General features: G+C 49.5%; 14 protein-coding genes. 8 read left to right on the top strand and 6 right to left on the bottom strand.

Annotation, left to right across the window (positions count from 1 at the left end; translation table 11 throughout):
- Positions 1-63 precede the first annotated feature (63 nt).
- On the bottom strand, positions 64-477 hold the full coding sequence (locus CF168_RS18465; protein ID WP_089068594.1) for a DUF2541 family protein: 414 nt from the start codon (positions 475-477) through the stop codon (positions 64-66).
- Between the two features lie 388 nt (positions 478-865).
- Between CF168_RS18465 and CF168_RS18460 the strand changes: the two genes are divergently transcribed.
- The 4 genes from CF168_RS18460 to CF168_RS18445 all read left to right on the top strand — a co-directional run bounded on the left by CF168_RS18460 (position 866) and on the right by CF168_RS18445 (position 5,727).
- On the top strand, positions 866-1,927 hold the full coding sequence (locus CF168_RS18460) for an NAD(P)H-dependent flavin oxidoreductase (protein ID WP_089068593.1): 1,062 nt from the start codon (positions 866-868) through the stop codon (positions 1,925-1,927).
- 146 nt (positions 1,928-2,073) lie between these two features.
- Positions 2,074-3,228 carry a hypothetical protein gene (locus tag CF168_RS18455; RefSeq protein ID WP_089068592.1) on the top strand — a complete coding sequence of 385 codons (1,155 nt, stop codon included), beginning with the start codon at positions 2,074-2,076 and terminating at the stop codon, positions 3,226-3,228.
- A 242-nt stretch (positions 3,229-3,470) separates the two neighbouring features.
- On the top strand, positions 3,471-4,391 hold the full coding sequence (locus tag CF168_RS18450; protein ID WP_089068591.1) for a TlpA family protein disulfide reductase: 921 nt from the start codon (positions 3,471-3,473) through the stop codon (positions 4,389-4,391).
- 217 nt (positions 4,392-4,608) lie between these two features.
- On the top strand, positions 4,609-5,727 hold the full coding sequence (locus CF168_RS18445; RefSeq protein WP_089068590.1) for an AI-2E family transporter: 1,119 nt from the start codon (positions 4,609-4,611) through the stop codon (positions 5,725-5,727).
- Here the strand turns inward: CF168_RS18445 and CF168_RS18440 are convergent.
- Both CF168_RS18440 and CF168_RS18435 read right to left on the bottom strand, forming a co-directional pair.
- A complete protein-coding gene (locus tag CF168_RS18440) occupies positions 5,724-6,014 on the bottom strand; it encodes a helix-hairpin-helix domain-containing protein (RefSeq protein ID WP_086903004.1) in 291 nt (96 codons plus the stop codon). The two genes, CF168_RS18445 and CF168_RS18440, sit on opposite strands and share 4 nt — an antisense overlap.
- Before the next feature lie 68 nt (positions 6,015-6,082).
- Positions 6,083-7,132: an HD-GYP domain-containing protein gene (locus tag CF168_RS18435; RefSeq protein ID WP_089068589.1), complete on the bottom strand. Its 1,050-nt coding sequence runs from the start codon at positions 7,130-7,132 to the stop codon at positions 6,083-6,085.
- Between the two features lie 552 nt (positions 7,133-7,684).
- Between CF168_RS18435 and CF168_RS18430 the strand changes: the two genes are divergently transcribed.
- Together CF168_RS18430 and CF168_RS18425 are read left to right on the top strand one after the other, a co-directional pair.
- Positions 7,685-12,730: a response regulator gene (locus CF168_RS18430; protein ID WP_089068588.1), complete on the top strand. Its 5,046-nt coding sequence runs from the start codon at positions 7,685-7,687 to the stop codon at positions 12,728-12,730.
- Complete coding sequence (locus tag CF168_RS18425; RefSeq protein WP_089068587.1) at positions 12,721-14,292, top strand: ATP-binding response regulator; 1,572 nt, start codon at positions 12,721-12,723, stop codon at positions 14,290-14,292. The genes CF168_RS18430 and CF168_RS18425 overlap by 10 nt, the downstream gene beginning before the upstream one ends.
- A gap of 45 nt (positions 14,293-14,337) precedes the next feature.
- On the opposite strand, the gene CF168_RS18420 is transcribed toward CF168_RS18425, so the two are convergent.
- Positions 14,338-16,398 carry a S9 family peptidase gene (locus tag CF168_RS18420; RefSeq protein WP_089068586.1) on the bottom strand — a complete coding sequence of 687 codons (2,061 nt, stop codon included), beginning with the start codon at positions 16,396-16,398 and terminating at the stop codon, positions 14,338-14,340.
- A gap of 157 nt (positions 16,399-16,555) precedes the next feature.
- Between CF168_RS18420 and CF168_RS18415 the strand changes: the two genes are divergently transcribed.
- Both CF168_RS18415 and CF168_RS18410 read left to right on the top strand, forming a co-directional pair.
- Complete coding sequence (locus CF168_RS18415; protein WP_089068585.1) at positions 16,556-17,074, top strand: DUF2975 domain-containing protein; 519 nt, start codon at positions 16,556-16,558, stop codon at positions 17,072-17,074.
- Between the two features lie 2 nt (positions 17,075-17,076).
- A complete protein-coding gene (locus tag CF168_RS18410) occupies positions 17,077-17,304 on the top strand; it encodes a helix-turn-helix domain-containing protein (RefSeq protein WP_086903013.1) in 228 nt (75 codons plus the stop codon).
- 58 nt (positions 17,305-17,362) lie between these two features.
- Here CF168_RS18410 and CF168_RS18405 read toward each other — a convergent pair whose 3' ends face one another.
- Positions 17,363-17,941, bottom strand: coding sequence for a nucleoside triphosphate pyrophosphohydrolase family protein (locus tag CF168_RS18405; RefSeq protein ID WP_086902998.1), 579 nt, complete (start codon positions 17,939-17,941; stop codon positions 17,363-17,365).
- A 264-nt stretch (positions 17,942-18,205) separates the two neighbouring features.
- On the bottom strand, positions 18,206-18,790 hold the full coding sequence (locus CF168_RS18400; RefSeq protein ID WP_089068584.1) for a TlpA family protein disulfide reductase: 585 nt from the start codon (positions 18,788-18,790) through the stop codon (positions 18,206-18,208).
- Positions 18,791-18,825: the final 35 nt, after the last annotated feature.

Below are 18,825 nucleotides of genomic sequence, written 5' to 3'. Positions count from 1 at the left end.
ATTGAGTGCTCGCATTCACTATTTCATCAAATCGAAGTTAATGGGGGAACTATTAATTCATCACTACTTTTTGCCGATGACTTTAATTCCGGCTTTACTGCGGTCTGAATTTCCATATACCTCAATTTTTTTCACACAGCGGCGCGCACCGAGTGATTTCCACTCCGAGTGTTTATCCTTTTCGATATCGGTATCAAAGCGGACGGTGCGGGTTTTATCATCCCCATAGGTCACTACGACGCGATCCACGCTGACATCTCTTTCTGCCTTGATTTTAATGTACTTTGCTTGTCTACAAATGATAAGCGGGATGGTGGCAGGATGATCACCTATGCCGAGTAACAGGGTTCGGCCTAGGGTGATTTCATCGTCCTTATCATCTTTTGCGTGGGCAACGGATGTGGTGAGCGCGAGTAGTAAACAAAGAATGAGTCGATGGATGATGGTCGTCGAAAATAGACTGGATTTTAATAACATTATGGCCTCCAAAAAATGGGGGCGAATCATAAGGGATTTAACTATCCCTAAATAGTTTTTTAATTGGTGAATGCGGCGAATATCACGTGATTTTTTAGGAAGTTTCGATAAGTGTTTTTTACTTTGATACAAATGTCATTGTTATTTTGGTTATATTATTTTTGTTTTTAATTAGACTGAAATATCCATTAAATGATGACATTTTATCATCCTATTTAAAGGGCAGATTCAAAGTGCCGATTTTTCACTGTCGGCCAAATGCTGTATGTCGTATGCATTTTTCTGGTAGATTGTGACAACTCGTACTCGGCTCGCTCGCTTATCGCAGTATGCGCGGTAAGCAAGACAGGCGCGAGTCGCTACAGGATTTATTCAATGGAGGTGAAGTATGCCGTGCCGACTAACACAATTGTTTGGGATCCAGTTTCCGATTATTCAAGCCCCGATGGCGGGCGTGCAGGGTAGTGCACTGGCGATTGAAGTATCGCAGGCAGGTGGATTGGGCTCCTTGCCCTGCGCCATGTTATCCCTCGAGGCGCTTGAGGCTGAGTTAACCGAAATCCGCAGCAATACCACTAAACCTATCAATGTGAATTTCTTTTGCCATAGTGAGCCTTTACCGCAGGCGGACAAGCAAGCGGCTTGGCTCGAACAGCTCTCGCCCTATTTCACTGAATTTAATCTCGACCCGAATGCGCAGCCTGCTGGCGCCCAGCGCACTCCCTACAGCAAGGCGCAGGCCGAGGTGTTAGCCAAATTTAAGCCCGAGGTGGTGAGTTTTCATTTTGGGCTGCCCGATGAAGAATTGCTGCTGGAAATCAAATCCTGGGGCTCAAAAGTTATCTCCACGGCGACCACAGTCGAGGAGGCACTTTGGCTCGAGGCTCGCGGCGCCGATGCGATTATTGCCCAGGGCCTTGAGGCGGGTGGACACAGAGGACACTTTTTATCCGAGGATTTAACCGAGCAGTTGGGGACTTTTAGTCTATTACCGCAGGTGATTGCGGCGGTGGATATTCCTGTTATTGCCGCCGGCGGCATTGTCGATGCCACCACAGTGCGCGCTGCCATGGCGATGGGCGCTTCGGCGGTGCAAGTGGGAACAGCCTATTTACTCTGCCCCGAGTGCAATACCAGCAGCATTCATCGTGAGGCGCTGCAAAGCGACGCCGCTCAGCATACGGCACTGACTAATTTATTTTCCGGTCGACCCGCTCGCGGCATAGTGAACCGCTTTATGGCCGAAATGGGGCCGATGAATGAGGCTGTGCCAGATTTCCCCTTGGCATCCTCAGCCGTTGCGGGCTTAAGAACGGCGGCGGAGCGGCAGGGATTTGGCGATTTTAGCCCGCTATGGTGCGGCCAAAATGCCAGTGGTTGCCGAAACATTCCCGCAGCCGAGCTGACGCGCCAGCTGGCTTTAGGGGTGATGGGTTTATTATCTAGCTGATTATTTCTCACTCAACCTTGTCTCCATGACCGTCACTCCCCATATCACTACTAAGCCAAGTGAGGAGTTTGGTGTTCATTATCATGGGGATGAGGTGTATCGAACCACATCCCAAAATTGAATATGCTCGTTGATAGGGATGTTAAATGCTAAAAATCCGACTTAGACGCCAAGCTAAATACCGCATTGCCTTTCTGGTGCTAATGATTGCGGTATATGTCCTAGGCTTTCATTTGCTGCCGGAGCAGCTTACAAGCACGCGCGAAGCCTTATCCTTAGCCGTAGTGACGGCCCTCTATTTTGTGTTGTTGCCAGTGCTTTATTGGTATTGGATTATCAAAATAGGTGCGCAAAAGCCGTGGAAGATGTTGGTTGTGTTAAGTTTGAGTAGCCTGATGGCTAGGCTTAGCTATCCACATGAAGTTGCTGAGTATTTCGAGTTTGTCGCTTGGCTACGTTACCCCATTATTGCGGTATTACTCATTATTGAGCTGTACTTGATGGTGAGCATTATTAAGGGCTTATGGCAGGCGAGAAAGGCATCTGGGGATCCAAGATTAACTATCGCTGACCAGTATGCCGCAATGGCGCAGCCTGAGCCGAGTGCTGAAGCGGAAAAAATAGAGTCAATTCATCCCGGCAAGCCGTCAGGGGCTGGTTTGCAGCCAAGTGCCGACGAGAAGAGGTTAACATTGGGTTTGATCCTCGCCACTGAGCCCGCCAGTTGGTATTACGCTATTCCTTACTTTTCCCGTTGTCACCCTGAGGCTATTGGCTCACTCAACTTGCTCAGCGCTAAGCCTTGGCATGCCTTGGTTATCATCGTAGGGTTAATGGCCGCCTCAGTGGTGAGCTACAGCTTACTCGATGGAATAAGCCATATTGCGGCACTATTTGTTTCGGGTTTGCTTTTGTATTCCATCCTATTAATGGCGGCAAATTATCGGATCAGCCGTTATTACTCGCTCTACCAAAGGGCGGATAAGCTCATTATTAATAACGGTATGTGGGGCTTTATTGCCGTTGATTTCACGCAGATTAGTGAACTGAAATTAGGGTACTTTAGCAGTCCTGTGTCGCAGACCTCACAGGGGGACCCCACGCCTAGTGACGCACCCGAAATCTTAACCCTAGGTCGTGGTGAGGCGAATGCGCAGCTGATATTTAAACGGCCACAAGTTTATTACGGCGCTATGGGGCAATTACCTGAGTCATTGACTGTGGTTAACTTAGTCGTCGAGGACCCTCAAGCGTTAGCCGATACTTTAACCCCATGTGTTGTGCTAGATAAGGTATCGTAGCGAGAAGAAAAAGAGTTCGCGGCCTTGGTGCAATCGGCGCGTCGCTTCTGCTCAAATAGGCTTATATTTTACATGGCTAAAATATAAGCCTATTCATTTATACTTGCGGCTGAGCGGCTCAGTCCTGCAATGCCGCTCTGTTTCACTTGGTATTTGTTCTCAGTAATTGCTTATGTCACTGGCTGAATATCACGACCAACCCTTGTGGTTGCGAGCGATCTCCACCTGAAAGGATAACGCTAATGTTGTTACGTCGAATCATAGTTACCTGTCTCGCCCTTATCTGTTTTTCTACTTTTGCTGCCGATAAAAGCTATCAAGATATAGTGCTAAAAACCTATCCAGATCAACAGCAAACCTCCTTAAAAAACATCGCTGGCGATAAGCCGATTTACCTTAAGTTTTGGGCAACCTGGTGTCAGCCCTGTATGGAGCAGATGCCGCATTTTGAGGAATTGCAGAAAAAGTATCAGGATAAGGTCAATATCCTCGCCCTGAATATTAATATCAACGAAGAACAGCCTAAGATAGCCGAAGTCATCTCCCGCTTCGGTCTGACTATGCCTGTCTGGCTAGATAACGAGGGCGAATTGGGTGTGGCCCTTGGCTTAGTCGGGACGCCCTATAGCGTATTAATCAATCGCGCAGGCGAGGTGGTTTACACTAGCCATGAGTCGGATGCGAACCTCGATAAATTTATCGATATGTTGGCCAATGGCCAAGAGCTCAGCGCGCAAACTACAGATGCACCAAGCCCAGAACAAACGGCTAAGCTGCTGAAACCTTGGGAACAAGGTGAGCACTTACTGTTTTTTACTGCTACTTGGTGTGATTGGTATTTGGCAGAGAGTCGCCCTGAAATGTCTCAGGCCTGTGTTGCCGCCCAAAAAGATTTAGACAAGCTAGCGCAAGAGCTGCCGAATAAAGCCTGGCATGGGGTGGTGAATCATCTGTGGACGGACGATAAAGCCCTCGCCGATTTTAAACAGCTCTATCCTTCACGCGTCGATTTTAGTATCGATGAATTAGGTGTGCTATTTAATCACTTTAGTATCCGCAACATCCCGACATTGCTTTGGGTGAAAGACGGTAAAGTCATTGAGCGTATTACCGATTTTAGCCAGCCAGAGCAAATTGTCGCTAAGCTCAAGGCCGCGCCATAGGGATTTTCAATCATTTGGCCTTCGAGACATTCGAAGGCCTTTGGCGATGCCAGCAGCACTGATACACTACTCACGCTTTAGTTAAATGTCGTTGCCCATGGAAAGCACTGCGCAATAAACTGGCTCACAGAATGGGGAACACCCAAAGGCTGGTTGTTGCTTGGCACTCTGCCAAGTTTTCCGCCTTGTTGTTGGATTCTATTGTGGGAGTATGTGGATGGCACAGATTATCAGTAATGCTGCGGTGGGTCGTACCCTATTGATTTTATTGCTGTGTGCTGGTGTTTTCTTTTTTATCGATTTTTTAGTTCCCGCCTTGGCCGCCCTGATTGTCTGCTTCTCCAGTTGGCCGTTGTATCAAAAATTAATGGTTAAATGCGGTGGTCGCTCGGCATTGTCTGCCACCATAGCTTTAGTCTTGATTATTCTTGGGCTTATCACGCCGCTGATTTTTGTATTTTCCTATGCTTTACAAGAAATTAGAGCCTGGGTGGAGTGGCTGGTGTATGCCAACCAGCATGGCGCTCCCGTACCGTTGTGGATTAAGGATTTACCTTGGATTGGCGAGTGGCTCACCCTGCAATGGCAGCAGTTTATCGGTGAACCCCATGAGCTGGGCAAGATAGTCAGTGCGATCAGTGGCCAGAATCTGAGTGGTATTTCCCGCTGGGTACTGCAATTGGGCTGGAATACCTTGGGCCTGTTGCTGACCTTGCTGTTTATGCTGATCACCTTGTTTTTCTTATATAAAGATGGCGAGTCGGTGGCTAAACAGCTGGATATTGTTGGCGAGCGCATTCTTCCTGCCCGCTGGCATAGGTTCTCCCGCGTGGTGCCTGCGACTGTGAGTTCAACCGTTATCGGCATGACACTTATCGCTATCGGTGAGGGTATAGTGCTGGGGATTGCTTACTGGATTGCGGGTGTGCCTTCGGCCGTAGCCTTTGGGGTGTTGACCGCGTTTATGGCCTTAGTGCCCGGCGGCGCGCCAACCATGTTCACCTTGATCTCACTGTACTTAGTCGGCACCGGCGATATGACAGCGGGGGTGGGCTTATTCCTCTGGGGCAGTATCGAGCTGTTTATTGTTGATAAAACGCTGCGACCTAATTTGGTTGGCGGGCCAATCAAATTACCCTTCCTGCCGACCTTTTTCGGTTTGATTGGCGGGGTGAAAACCATGGGGTTCGTTGGTCTGTTTGTCGGCCCTGTGTTGATGGCGTTGCTGATTGCCATTTGGCGCGAATGGTTAAGGGACGATCCCAGTACCGAGCCTGACTCACCAGAGGTTCTGACATCAACATCCCAAGAGATACTGCCAAAGCATGCAGATTAAAGCTGGCCGTATGTCTGTTTGCGCTCTTCGGTGTAATACCACCAAGGTTTAGGGTCATCACCCGCCATAAAGCGGGTGATAGACAGAAACACATCCAGTACGCAGGGGTCGTGTCTTTGGCCGGTTTTGTCGCACAGAGTGCGATACATTTGGTAGGGATTTTGCCCCAGCAATTGCGCCGGTGTCTCTATGCCGAGCAGGCGTAAATCCGCCGCGCTCGCTTTACCAATATTCGGTAAATCCGTTAATTGCATAACCTTAGCGCGTACCACTTTTGCAGGATTCATTTGTTATCCCTATCCGTTGCACCCATGTTTTAGGAGTCTACCTCGTTCTGAAGCACTTGGTCAGACTTTCAATGGGTGACAGTGGTCGCTGGCTCGGCAAAACGTCGCTGCACTTGCAGTATTTGCTCCTTGCAGGCGATAAAGGCCTGCGCCAACTGAGGGTCAAACTGAGTCCCTGAGTGTTCTTGGATGTAATCAAAGGCCTGCTCAGTACTCCACGCCACTTTATAGGGGCGGTCTGAGGTGAGTGCATCGAACACATCGGCAACCGCAGCAATACGGGCGCTCAATGGAATGTGCTCGCCTGCCAGCCCATGGGGATAACCAGTTCCGTCCCATCGTTCATGGTGATGGAGGGCGATTTCCTGCGCAAGGGATAGCAAGGGATCGTTTTCGTCATCGAGGATCTGCGCGCCAAAACTGGTATGTTGCTGCATTTGCTGGCGCTCATCATCGGTTAACTTGCCCGGTTTCGATAGGATCGAATCTGGTATACCAATTTTGCCGATGTCGTGCATCGGTAGCGCCGTAAAATACATCTCACACCAAGCTTGGGAGTCGCAGACTTGCTCGGCCAGAATGCGCCCATAATGGCTCATGCGGGAGATATGTAATCCCGTTTCGTTATCCCGATATTCTGCCGCCAGCCCAAGCTTTTGAATAATCTTATGGCGAGTCGATTCAAGCTCTTGGGTTCGTTGCTGAACCAGTGCTTCGAGCTGCCTTGCTTGATTGCTCAAGGCTAAATGGGTTTGAGTCCGAACCTTGAGTACCGCAGGGCTGATGGGTTTGGAAATATAGTCCACGGCGCCGAGTTCAAATCCGGTTTGCTCGTCTATGGTATCAGTCTTGGCGGTCACAAACACCACGGGGATCTTGCTGGTCACAGGATCGCGTTTGAGCCTGCGGCAGGTTTCGAAGCCGTCCATCTCAGGCATCATCACATCGAGTAGGATTAACTCTGGTAATGGATGGGTGCTGGCCAGTTTTAACGCTTTCTCACCCGATGTTGCGGCGCGGATCGTATAGTGCGCCGACAGGATCCCATGAATGATCTGAATATTGTCAGGAGTATCATCCACTACTAATAGGGTGGGCTTTGTTACAAATGGAGTCATGGTTTCGCCTCAACTGTGTCGGTTGGTTTCCCGTATTAATCCGGCGACGATGCTGAGAGAGCCTCAATTCGTCCCCGTTAATGCCAGTGCCAAACTAGGCGGTTAATGCTGCTTAATTCCATGAAGAATCAATATAACAATATGAAAATCATCATAAAAATATGAAGTCTACATTTTCATTTTTCAGGTTATATGATGGCGGTAGCTGTAAGCTTGACGGAAAAAATATTGCGGATTTAACGACTGGTTAAATCTTGTGCTAACAGGATAATACCCCAAAAAAATGTATCATGTTGTATCTTTTGGCCTGTTTTGTTCACACTTTTAGGGATTGATACTTTTTAGTCTTTGCGGTTTTTTTTACAATTGTTGCCTGTTTTATGAGCGAAAGCGCCTTTGGCCCAGTGGATAAGCGGGCTAACTGTGCTCCATCCATGATCTCGGATCCCATAAGATCCTCCGTGTTTTAGCTGTTCGCATTTCGTCTTCTGATTCTTAATACACCATTCATACCAACGGGACGGTAAGAAACTTAACCTAAGAGGAAAAGTTATGGCCGTTTTTGGCATTTCATCGGGTCGTATACACAGGACTATTCGACAAGGCTTGGCCGCCATCGGCAGGGGTCACCACCAAGCGCATCCTTGTAAGCCACTCGCTTCATTGGGTTATTTTGCGGGTCTCTTGCTGTTATCAGCTGCGCTACTGTCTGTATGGCCCAATGCTGCGCTGGCCAATGAATCATCGACGCTGCAACATCGTCAGGCGCTGGCCCAGTTAACGCCGGCGCAAAAACTCGCCCACAGCCATAGGGTGAGTCTGATCTTGGAATCCGATAGACCCTTTTGGCACCAAATTGCTAAGTTCGCCAGAATTGCGGCGATGGATCTCAATATCCAATTGGATGTGGCTTACGGCGATGGCACGCCCGACACTTTGCTCAAGCTAGGCCGTGAGGCGATAGCTAACGATGTTTCTGGGATTATTTTTGTCCCCGTTGCAGGCAAGGGGCAGGCGCTCTTAGCCGAGGCAAATAAGCAGCATATCCCTGTGGTGACCATCAATTCTGAATTTAGCCAAAGCTCATTGTCTCTGCGCACACAAAATGCCAACTGGATTGGCCGAGTGGCGATGAATAACAACAACCTTGGGCAAAACCTACTCGAAAAAATGTTTGAGCAGGAAAGCGCTGCCGAGCGCATGAATGTGCTGTTACTCGCGGGGAATAAAGATAATCACGATGTGCAAAAGCGTACAGCTGAGCTGAAAACTGCAGTGAAAAAGCAATTTGCCAATGCCAAACTCAAAGTAGTGAACACCGACTGGACGGCGCCTGCGGCGCGTGAGGCTTATCTTAAAGCCATACAGCAGGATCCTAGTATCAATACCGTGATAGCCATGAATACCACTATGGCATTGGCGGTAAGCCATGAGGCCGAAGCCAATCCGCAGCGGCCCATTCCCCATATTGCTTCGTTAAGCTGGGATCATCAGCTCGCCCAAGGGATCCAAAAGGGGGCTATTGCCGCCGCTGTCGGTGGGATGGAGTTTCAGGGCGCATTTGGTCTGGTGCTGCTGTTCGATTATTTAAATGGGGTGGATATTCGTTCCAAGGGGGCGGAGTTTTTAATCACACCTTTGATCATCAGCCCTAATAACTATAACGATTACTATGAGTTACTCGACTTTGACTCACTGCAGCCCGATTTCGCCCGAGTCTCGTTGGCGCTCAATAAAAATCTATTTCTGGTCGATTTTCGCTTAGGCGCGCTGATCCCCAATATGGATGTACACCGCTTTATGAGCATGCTCACCGTAGAGGAAAGGGCCTTTATCAACAACAATCCCATCGTCAGGGTGGGCGTGGATCCCCATTCAGCGCCGATTGATTTTATTGATGAAAACGGCATTCACCGCGGCATGATGGCGGACTATCTTGCCGAAATCAGCCGTGTGGTACCGCTAATTTTCCAGACCTATAACGAAGGCTCCTGGCAACAAGCGCTTGAGGAATTTAAGCAGCATAAAGTGGATATGTTATCTCTGGCCTCGGCGGGTTCAGGGCGTGAGCAGTGGATGTTATTTACCGATGCCTTAAATCAGTATCCGCCGGTGATAGTGACCCACGTCGAAGGCGAGCATCCCAACAGCCTAGAGAGCCTTAAGGGCAAATCGGTCAGCGTAGTAGCTGGTGATATTACTCACACACAGCTACTCGAAGACTATCCCGACATAGTGCTGATCCCCGTCAGTAACTTGGAGCAGGCCTTAACGGCGGTGGATAAGCGTCAGGTCGATGCGGCATTCGTTAATTTCCCAAGCACTGCGCACTTACTTCAGTCGCCTCCCTTTAATCACCTGCAAATTGCGGCGGCCAGCGACTACCGCTTTGGGATTTCGATGGGGGTACGTAAGGACTGGCCCGAACTGCAAAGCATTTTAGATAAAGCCTTTGCACAAATCCCGCAGGATAAGGCGCGCGAAATTCAGCACCGCTGGGTGAATGTGCAATATGACCTAGGGATAAAGAAGCAGAAAGTATTCGACTGGGCGGTGCGGATTGCCGTGGCGGTTTTGCTGGTACTGTTTCTTTTTAGCTTGCGCAACAGACGGTTAAACAAAGATATCGTGCAGCGGATCCACACCGAGCAGCAGCTAAGCCTGAGCATGCATAAGTTTCAAGCGCTGTTTGATTCGGCGGTCGATGCCTGTGTGATAACCGATAGTCAGGGGGTGATCATCGAGTGCAACAGTGCACTGCTGTCATTGCTCAAGTATCAGAGTAAACACCAACTAATTGGGCAACGCACCTTAGTCTATTACCCCGAGCAGGACGATGATGCCGCTAAACAGAGCGTGTTTGAGCAACGTCTGCAAACCGTGTTAGACCAAGGGCAGCTTAAGTTTGAGGCCGACTTTATTAACACGGCCGCCGAGGTTATTCACGTAGACGTGACACTCAAGCGCATCGAGCTCAATGGCGAGCTATTTGTGCTGGGGTCGTACCACGATTTGTCGGAGCGAAAGTTAATGAATGCCCTGCTCGAGCGTGAGCGGGATTTACTGAAACACGTGTTAGGCAGAAGCCCGATCGGGGTCTGGATCTGTATCGAAGGGGTTTGCCGTTACGTGAATGAGCAAATTACCGAGATGACGGGGCTAGAGGTGGGGCAATCGGTTTATCGGATTTTTGTGCAGCCCGATGACTACCGTTGCCATATCCGCGAATTGGATTTAAGCCAAGACAGTACCGTATTTGAGACGCAACTGTTTGATGCCCATGGCCAGCGCCGCGATGTGCTGCTGACCTCCTATCACACAGTGCAGGATGGCCAAAATGCTAACCTCTGTTGGGCCTTAGACATTACCGACACTAAGTCGATTCAGGATGAACTGGCCATTGCCAAAGAGGCGGCCGAGGCGGCGAACCACGCCAAGTCGGACTTTTTAGCGAATATGTCCCATGAGATCCGCACGCCGATGAATGCGATTCTGGGGATGTCATATCTCGTGCTACAGACAGAGCTGAACAGCAAGCAGCGGGATTATGTGGGCAAGGTGCATCAAGCCGCAGGTTCGCTGCTGGGCATACTCAACGATATTTTGGATTTTTCCAAGATAGAGGCCGAGAAGATGGATATCGAATGCACGGTATTCGATCTCGACGATGTGCTGTCTAACTTGGCCAATGTGGTGAGTTACAAGGTCGAAGAGAAAAACATGGCATTTATCTTCGATCTGCCGCCCGAGCTGCCCCGTTATTACCATGGTGATGGCCTGCGCTTGGGGCAGATCCTGATCAACTACTGCAATAACGCGGTCAAGTTTTCCCATGATGACAGCAGTGTGGTGTTAAGTTGTCAGAGTACGCAACAGGGGGATGAGGTAGAGCTGACCTTCTGCGTGGAAGATTTTGGCATTGGTATTCCCGAGCAAAAACAAGGGATGCTATTTGGCTCATTCGAACAAGTTGATGCCTCGACCTCTCGGGAATATGGCGGCACCGGGCTTGGCTTGGCCATTTGTAAGCGTCTCGCCCATTTGATGGGCGGCGAGGTGTGGTGTGAGAGTGAGTTTGGCGTGGGCAGTCGCTTCTACCTCAGGATCACACTCAACTGTGCAGATACCTATGAGCCTAAGTCGCTATTCGATGCCTTAGTGGGCGAAACCGCTAAGTTAGTCGGGCTGCACCCTAGATTAGAAACGTTACTCACAGAACATGGGATATCGGCCCAAATGCAGGTCTCAGTGGCCGACCCTGATAGCGTGATTGAATCGCTTAACCACTCAGACTCACGCCAGCTTGTGCTCTGTGATTACAGTGCATTTAGCCCAGCGTTACTGGCTGCGCTAATGGCCAATCCCGATTCGCGGATGCTGTTGATTGGTAACCTTAGCGACCAAGATACCCTAAGGCCGCTGATTGAAAATAACCCAAGGGTGCTGTCACAAACGAAACCACTGACGCCTATTGCCATAGGTAATGCCCTGTTATCCCTGCTGGGACACAACAATGAGCATGGCAGACAGGTGCAGCAGGACCATTCTCTGCACGCCCTGAAAACTCAGTTAGCGGGGGCTGAGGTGTTACTGGTTGAGGATAATCAGCTCAATCAGGAGCTGGCGGTAGAGCTATTACGCCAAGCGGGCGTGAATGTCACAGTGGCGAATCATGGGCTTGAGGCCATTGAGCGCATCGAGCAGCAGTACTTCGACTGTGTGCTTATGGATTGCCAGATGCCAGTGCTCGATGGTTACGAGGCGACTCGCCGGATCCGCGAATTGCCTGAATTTGCCAATCTGCCGATTTTGGCCATGACGGCCAATGCCATGTCCGGTGACATTGAAAAAGCGCTGGCGGTGGGGATGAATGACCAAATCACTAAACCTGTGCATGTGAAGGATCTCTACACTGTGATGGCGCGCTGGATAACGCCAAAGCAGCGTAAACCTGTGCCCTTGGTATTAAAGCGAGCGAGCACAGGCCATGGCCTGCCGCAGCTCGATGGCTTACAGACTCACAATGGTCTCGCGCTTTGCGATCATAACGAGTCGCTCTACAGTCATTTGTTGGGGTTATTTATCAACACCAGCAAGACACTGCTCGGGCAGCAACAGCGCGCCTGGCAGGACGAAAATGCCGATGAGCTGCGCTTAAGCTTGCACACCTTAAAGGGCGTTGCCGCCAATGTCGGAGCGGTGGAGATCAGCCGCCAAGCCGGTGAACTCGAGCAGCAATGCCACACGGCGCAGCAGAGTTTTACCGTGGAGTTACACGATCAACTGTTGGCGCTACAAACCGAATTACAGTGTTTGGTCAATGGCTTGGAGCTTTGGCATCAACAGCTCAGCACTAAGGATGAAAGCTGTCTGGATGATGACGCCTTAAGTGGACTGATGGAGCAATTAGAAAACAGCCTGCTGGAATACAACACCAATGCCTTGGAATGGGTGAATAAGCTTATCCATGCGCCGCAGTTTCAGTCCCAGGCGAGTGTGCTTAAACAGTTAAAAATGGATGTTGAACTGTTTGATTTTGAACAGGCATTAACGCGACTGCACACACTTAAATTGGCGCAGGAGGAAGTATGCAGTTAGGTCAGATGCAGTGTTTGATCGTCGAGGATATGGATGCCCTGCGTAAAATTATGGCTGAGCAGCTGCGGCAACTCGGTTTTGGTCAAGTATTACAGGCCGATTGCGGTCGCCAAGCCTTGGATGTCTTACAGCGTCATCAGGTCGAGTTGTTGCTGCTGGATTGGAGCATGCCCGATGGTGATGGCCAAGAGTTACTCGAGAGTCTGCGCCAGCAGGAAAAATGGCGGGACTTACCCATTATCCTCGTGACGGCCAATGCCCATCGAGGTTTAGTGGACGTGGCAATGAAATACCATGTCGCAGACATTATCGCTAAGCCTTTTAACTCTAAAACCTTGCAGGGCAGAGTGTTACAGGCGCTCACGCGTCGGCATAAACGCCCTCAAGTTGCGCTATCTTCAGCGATGGCGGCTAAAGTAGAAACAACGGCGACAGCTGAAACGACGCCTGCCTTAAATGTGGTGCTGGTGGTCGATGATATGCCGGATAATTTGGCCTTTATGGCGGGGCTCTTAAATGACGAATATAAGGTGCTGTTTGCCAAGGACGGTAAGGCAGCGCTAAAAATTTGCCAATCGGCGACGCCGCCCGATGCGGTGTTGTTAGATGTGATGATGCCCGAGATGGACGGGCATCAAGTGCTGCAAGCCTTGAGATCTGAGCCTAAATCGGCGCAGATCCCAGTGATCTTTGTCAGCGCCCTCGGCGAGGTTGAGCATCATCTACAGGGGCTTAGAGGTGGCGCGATAGATTACCTCACTAAGCCGGTACAGCCAGAGATCTTAAAGCTCAAACTGGCGAATGTGCTAGCACAAATGCAGCGCCAGCGGGCATTACAGCAAGAGTGCGACGAGATGCAGCGTCTGGCACAACTCAAAGACAATGCCGATGGCATCATGAGCCACGATCTTAAAAATCCGCTGGCGACCATCAGCGCGCTGGCGCAAAAGCTCGCGCAGGATAAAAGCTGTCCTAAGGAGTGGTTGCCCAAGATTAATTTGGTCGATGAACTGGCATTACAGTCGATCAATACCGTGAATTTGACCTCGGATATTCTGCGTATCGAGGCGGGGCAATATGCCTTGGATGCCGAATGGTTTTCGGTGCATGAGATGCTTAAGCAGCTGCTGCAGGCGGCGCAGCTAACCTTTCACAGCAAACAGTTAGTGGCGTATTTGTTACCCGACGAAGACCCCTGCAGCAGCTTCGATGTGATGGGCGATCCTAAGCTCTGCCATCCTATGCTGTTCAATCTGCTAAAAAATGCCTTCGAGGCGGCGCGCCCTAAGACTAAGGTGGCGATTTCGCTATCGCGCCAGGAAGGTGATGTACTGATCGCTATCGAAAACACAGGCGCCGTGCCCGTCGATATCCGTGAACAGTTTTGGGAAAAATATGTCACTCAAGGCAAGGCAGAGGGGCTAGGCATAGGCACCTATGCGGCGCGTTTGTTTGCTCGGGCGCAAAAGGGCGAGGCTAATCTCGTAGTGGATGATACTAAGTTACTGACTCGAGTTGAGCTCCGTTTACCCGCCGCCGTCGATGCCGTGGTCGCCGAGTGATAAAGACACAACAAAAAGGGCAAGCCTTAGCTTGCCCTTAGCGCGTTAGAGTTTACTGATATCGACGTTTAAACCGTCCAAGTGTTTTAGGATTTCAGGATTCACATTGGTGTCGACACGCCCACCTAAGTGCTCTGCAAAAAACTGCTCGGTGGCGACAATCGAGGCCAGTTTATTGGCTCGCTTACTGAATCCATGTCCTTCATCTTTTGCCAGTATGTACTTAACTGGTAAAGACTTTTGATACATCTTCTTAGCGATGTTGTCCGATTCTATTTGGGTGACGCGTGGGTCATTTGCCCCTTGGATCAGCATCAATGGCGCCTTGATGTTATCGACATAGTTAATTGGCGAGCGTTTTTCCATATCTTGCTTCTGCTCGGCAATTTGTGGGTCACCCACCGACTCAAACCATTGGCCTAAATAGGGGCGCCAGTAGTCGGGGAAGGAATTCATCAGCGTCACTAGGCTCGATGGTCCCACATAGGCGATCACCGCTTGGTACAAGTCAGGCGTAAAGGTCGCGCCAGACAGCGCCGCATAGCCGCCGTAGGAGGCACCGAAGATCCCTAAACGTTGTTTATCGGCAATGCCCTGCGCCACTAAGTAGTTGGCTCCATCGGTGAGATCGTGCTGCATGCTGCCAATCCCCCAATTATTGTTACCTAAGTTTAAGAATTTCTTACCGAACCCCGTCGATGCACGGAAGTTAGGTTGCAATACCGCATAGCCACGGTTGGCATAAAACTGGGCAATGGCGTGGAAATAACCCGAGTCGAGCGTCCAAAAATCCCGTGCCCAAGGGCCGCCGTGGGGCAGGATAATGGTCGGCAGCTGCGTCTGTTTACCCTTAGGCAGCGTTAAATAGGCTTGGATTTTCACCCCGTCCCGCGCGGTATACACAATCGATTGGCGTGGCGAGAGTTGATCTGCTGGAATACTAGCCGGAATGTCCACTAACAGATGGATATCCCCTGTGGCGGCATTGTATTGATAGTCAGCTCCAGCTGCTCTGTCGCTGGCGACATGGATTTGCCACAGATGGGTTTTCTCGTTCATCTCGCCAATCGTGATTTCAACATCTTGATTAAAATGACGATTAATCACATCCCAATGGCGGGCAAACTCGGCATCTAAGGGATAAACCCGTAAGCGACCACCGTAGTAAGCCACGGCTAATGGCTCGCCCGCATCGTTAAATTGCACCGAATAGACATCGGCCTCGTTATCAGGATCCTTGTGCAGCGTCTCATATTTACCCGTCATCAGATCGACTTTCAGCAATTCCTGCTTATCGCGATCACCGATATTGGCGCTGATATAGGCGAGTTTTTTGTCATCGTTCACTTTAAGAATATCGATGCTCTCGCCCTTGGCGCTTTGGATGATCTTGCGCCAGTTGCCGTCGATCAACACATACAAGGCATTGGTGTTATCGAGATTACTGCTGCTGGCAATCACAGGGTTACCCTGCTTGTTAAACTTCACTTGAGTAAAGCTCAGTTCGTTCTTCAGGATTGGGGTTAACTTGCCATCGTGGATGTTGAGCAGATAAATATCCATACGGCTCGAATCGTCGTGGTTGGCTTGAACAACCAGCAAATCAGGATTGTCTTTTACCTGCTCGAGCACGCTGTATTGCACATTGTCTTTATGGGTTAAGCGTTGCTCTTTGGCGGTGATCTTGCCCGCGTGTTCTTCAAAGCTCAGCTTGTAAATCTGGGTGTTCTCATTACCGCCTTTGTCCTTCATAAAGAACAGGTCATTGCCCTTGGCGGACCATTCGAAGTCGCGAATAGGTTCGGCGGAGGTGGTCAGTGGCGTAGCACTGGCAAGGTCGGCCTTATCGGCCATCAGGAAGATATTACTGGCCCCTTGATACTCCTTCACAAAGGCGAGCCACTTGCCATCGTCGGACATTTTTAAATGGCGAATGCTCTGCTCGTTAAAGAAGTTTTCGATAGGAATTAACGGCGCTTCGGTTTGCTGCGTCGCGGCAACTTGAGGTTGTGCATTTTGGGTATCAGCGGCGCTGCAACCCGTCAGTAGCAGTGCGGCGGCAATGGCAGCACTGCATAACTGACTCGTGAATGGAAATTTTTGCATTGTCGTCACCTGAGTGTGTTGAAATTGAAAACATGCTAATACGAAAATTAATTATCGTAAAACAATAAATTTATATTTCTTTGTAATATTTTTTGTCGAAGGATTATACTGGTGCTCGTTCGCTAAGAATTATCTAGGGTGATGTTTGGGTGAGTTGATGAATCAAAATTTTAAAAAATTAATAAAAATCAGTGAGTTTTGCCGCTGGCTGGTGCTCTTTTCTGCGGTGGCCATTGTCGGCTACCTGTTTTATTGCTATTGGGCCTACGACGATATTCGCTTCAATAGCAGTAACACCCTGTTGCTCGAGTTATGGCACCTCGCAAGCGCCAACAGAATGTTGTTGCTTGCAATGCTAACCCCATTATTTATCACATTTTTATTAGGAGTCTATTGGCTGCAACGGCTCTTATCCTGCTATCAGCGCGGCCTGTTTTTCAGTGATGAGAGTATGAAATGTTACCTATGGCTAGTGTGGTTAAAGGTGGCGGCCTTAGTGTTCGAGATGCTGCAAACCTTAGGGATAGGTATCTATCATCAGTCGTTTTTTGAAGAAGGTCGTATCGAACTGGTGCTCGATTTTGGCAATATATCGACGATTTTACTGATGTTGCTGATCGTGTATTTGCTTAAAGCCGCCCGCGATTATGAGGCGGAAAACCAAGAGTTTGTTTGATTTTGAATATTATCGTTAATTTAGACGTCATGATGGCGGTACGAAAGGTGAGCTCTAAGGAGCTGGCCAAAGCGGTGGGCATTACCGAGGCTAACTTGTCACTGTTAAAACGGGGCAAAGTCAAAGGGGTGCGTTTCGATACCTTGGCGAGTATCTGTGAATACTTGGCCTGTCAGCCGGGGGATATTTTGGAATACCGCAAGGATGCCGAACAAGACGCGTCGGACTAAGGGAAGCGGCCTAGGCTGCATGCTGTTTCTACATGCTGTGCAGCCTAGGTTTGCGGTTTTACGCTTTAACTAATTGAGTTAAATCCGCAGGGCGATAGTACACCGACTTTAATACCTTGCCTTGGCGCACGACTTTACCGGCCATTTCCACATCCTTAGCGCATTTGGCGATGATAAACTCGCCTTTTTTGCTGCCAACGATTTCAACGCCTTGCTCGGCATAGAAGGCGATAGTCTCTGTCAGTTCCTGCTCATTGCGGCACACTTTGCTCATGTTGCTCGAATGCACTTCATCCCAGCAGGCGATAAAGTCGATTTCACGGTTTTTAGCCACACACAGCAGCAAGTCGATAAGGTAGCTGATCTCTAGGCGGTCACTCATTTGGGCCGCGCCTAAATGCACTAAACGCCCCATTAATACATACACAGAATCGACAATGGCATCGGCCTGCTCGATACGGCTATCGGCTTCGGCAAGTTCAGTTAATTCTTCAATAATCAGTGAAGTATGTAGCGTGTCGGCCTTTTCATCCAAGGAGCTAGCATCGTTGACGGCGAGGTCGAAGGTGCTGCGAAACTCACTGATATCACGGTACAAGTGGTCATAAATAGGTTGAGTTAAACAAGTGAGTTTCATCGGGAAGCCTTAGATTTTATCAATGGGTTTTACGAATGGATTTGCAAAATCGATTCATGGATAACAGCGGCAATTCTAAAGAAAGGTGGCGCAGAATACAAAGCGAGTCCGCCTTGGGGTAAAAATACCCGCTGCCAAATCGGGGAGCAGCGGGCTTCGGCAAAGATTTAGGGTGGGGTACCGAACGGAGATTTGATTTCATGGATTGGCTAAGTCAAAACTCACTTAGCCCTTCAGTGCTGTGCTAATGAGTGCCGAGCGAAATTACTGGGCATATTTGGCGATAAGCTTATCCAAATAGGGCGCAACCTCTTTATCGGTCCAATCGAGATAGCCACGGACAAAACCGACTAGGTTGCCTTTAGCATCAAACACATAGGTCGCAGGGACAACGTTGGCAGGGATGATCTGCTCGATGTTTTTGTCTGGGGCGAGCCAAGTGCGGTAGTTGCTAAAGCCATGCTGATCCAAAAATGGTCGTACATCTTTTACTTCTTCATCAATCGAGATGGGCACTATGGCGATGTTCTTATCGATATATTGTTGCTGGAGTTTTTGCAGCTCAGGGATTTCCCGTAAGCAGGGCACGCACCAAGTCGCCCACAGATTCACTAAGGTCAGTTTGCCTTGGTGTTGTTTTAAGCTGTGTGTCTGCCCAGCTTCATCGATAAAAGGCACTTCGGGCACGCCGCGGGCATGCTGCATCTCGATAAAACCAGTCATGACTCTGGGTTTAGGAATGGGCTCACCCGTGTCGTAGAGTTTGTTTTGCAGTGAATGGGCCTGAACGGCGCAGCTCAGCAGCCATGCGGTGCAAAGGAGAGCGAGCTTGGAGGTGTAAGATTTCATGGAATTATCCTTCTATTCAAACTTAGCAATAGGGT

Source organism: Shewanella bicestrii, from assembly GCF_002216875.1.
In the GTDB taxonomy this organism is placed as follows: domain Bacteria; phylum Pseudomonadota; class Gammaproteobacteria; order Enterobacterales; family Shewanellaceae; genus Shewanella; species Shewanella seohaensis.
Note: the sequence above shows the minus strand (reverse complement) of the source record. Positions and strands in the feature narration are given on the sequence as shown.